1 protein-coding gene is annotated in these 2,077 nt (G+C 65.5%); it reads left to right on the top strand.

Annotation, left to right across the window (positions count from 1 at the left end):
* A partial coding sequence (locus QZ564_RS19170; RefSeq protein ID WP_297113569.1) for an AAA family ATPase occupies positions 1-1,936 on the top strand: 1,936 nt, incomplete at its 5' end.
* Positions 1,937-2,077: the final 141 nt, after the last annotated feature.

Below are 2,077 nucleotides of genomic sequence, written 5' to 3'. Positions count from 1 at the left end.
CCCTTTTTTGAACGCCGCCCGCAGCCCCGGCGCGGCGCCCAGGATCATCATGTCCGCTATTCCCGACGATTTTGCCTCTGCCAACGATCCAGAAACGCTCACCAAACGCATGGGGGATCGCTTCTGTGCCGGCATGCTCGATGCCGCGCTGCCAAAGCGCCTTGTCTCTGACCTCGCCGCCAACCACCGCGTCGTGGTGATCCTCCAAGCCCCTGGTCGCGACTGGGTGGACTACCTTGAGGACTATCTGCGCGAGGCCTTTCCGCAGGCCCTGGTGGTGGCCAGTACCGATACCGCCCGCAAAGGACTGCACAAGGCAACCAGCCAGAGCTGGGTGCCGCTCCTCCATAGCCGTTCGGTCATCGCGGTCTCCCAGGACCCCAGCGCCTTTTTGCCGCCGCTGCTCCTCGACACGGCCGATCGCTCTGTTGTGCTGACCAGGCCGGACTACGCCATGGTGCGCGACTGCATCATCGAGCTGACCACCTCAATGCCCCGGGCGCTCAAGCCCGAGCATCTTGCAGGGCTCGATGCCGGCCAGCTGCTGGCGTCCCTGCGCCCGGCCAAAAGTGCCGGGGTCATGGCCAAGCGCATCGCTGCCATCGCTGCAAGGCAGAGCCGGACGGTGCAAGTGCCCGATGCCCCACATATCGAGGCTCTGTCCCTGCCCGCGGCAGTAGCGGAGTGGGCGAGGCGGGTCGTGACCAACCTGCCACAGGGCCACATGGCCGGTCTGGAGCATGTCCTGCTCGAAGGCCCGCCCGGCACTGGCAAAACGCTGCTCGCCCATTCGCTGGCCGCGACCGCCGGTCTGCCTCTGGTCATGACCAATGCCGCGACCTGGCTGCAGACGGGAAAGGGGAATTTGAATGATGTCCTCTCCGCCCAGGCCAGTTTTTTTGCCGAGCTCAGCCGGCTGGCCCCTGCCATCGGGGTGATCGATGAACTCGATTCTGTGCCCAACCGCCAGGATCTGCGGGGCGACTATGACCCCTGGTGGGTCAGCCTCACCAATAGTCTTCTCACCGGCATCGACAAGATGGTTGCTTCCGGACAGCCGGTGCTGCTGATCGGTATCACCAATCACGTCCAGCGTCTCGATCCCGCCCTGATCCGCGCCGGGCGCCTCGGGCTGCACCTGACCCTGCCGCCGCCCCATTCGGCCAGCCAGCGCCTCTCCATGCTCAGGCTGCATCTGCCCGACGCGCTTCAGACTGCCGATCTGACCCCTCTGCTGCCTTATCTTGGTCGCCAGACCCAGGCCGAACTCAAGCAGTTGGCGGTGCTGGCAACCGCAAGGGCCGCTGACGAGCGCAAATCACTGGGTCTCGAGCAACTCCTGGCGGTGCTCGCCCCACCCGAAACCCGTTCACCTGAGCTGCGTCGCGCCGTGGCGCTGCATGAGGCGGGGCATGCGGTCATGGCGATGCATTTGGGGCGTCCGGTTCGCTCGGTCTCGATCCTCTCCGGAGACGGGCGTGAGGGCGAGACCAATATCGCCGAGCCTATGGGCGGTGTCGTCACCGCCAGTATCCTCGAAGACGACGTGCGCATCCTCCTGGCTGGCCGGGCCGCCGACATCCTGGTGGGAGCCGGCGCCAACACCGGGGCCCGCTCGGACATCGCCCGTGCCGCCGAGATCATTCACGACGCCTGCTTCGAGCTTCTTTTCTACGGCCCCACCCGCCAATGGGCCGGGCAGGGGGCCGAGTTCAAGGACCGCCGGCGTCTCGTCGAGGAGCGGCTGGGACGTCTGCTCGATGAAACGATTGCCATCCTCACGCCGCTGCGCCCGGCGCTGGAGGCCGTCGCAGAAGCCCTCCTCACGCACGCCGTCCTTACCGGCACCGAACTCAACGCGGTTCTTGTGCCGCACGGTCCGGGCAGCTCCGGCTTCGCCAAACTCAACGATCCCACAGATCCGGCCCATCCCTGAAAGGACCCGAGCCCATGATTATTCTGCCGCCTTTTGATATTGCCGTTACCAGCCACAGCGGCACTATCGGCCTGATGGACCTCGACAGCCTGATCGATGTCGATGAGGAGAGGTTGAGCGAGCATATGCGCCGCAAGATCG

Origin of the sequence: uncultured Devosia sp. (assembly GCF_913055165.1) — a bacterium.
Taxonomy (GTDB): Bacteria; Pseudomonadota; Alphaproteobacteria; order Rhizobiales; family Devosiaceae; genus Devosia.
Note: the sequence above shows the minus strand (reverse complement) of the source record. Positions and strands in the feature narration are given on the sequence as shown.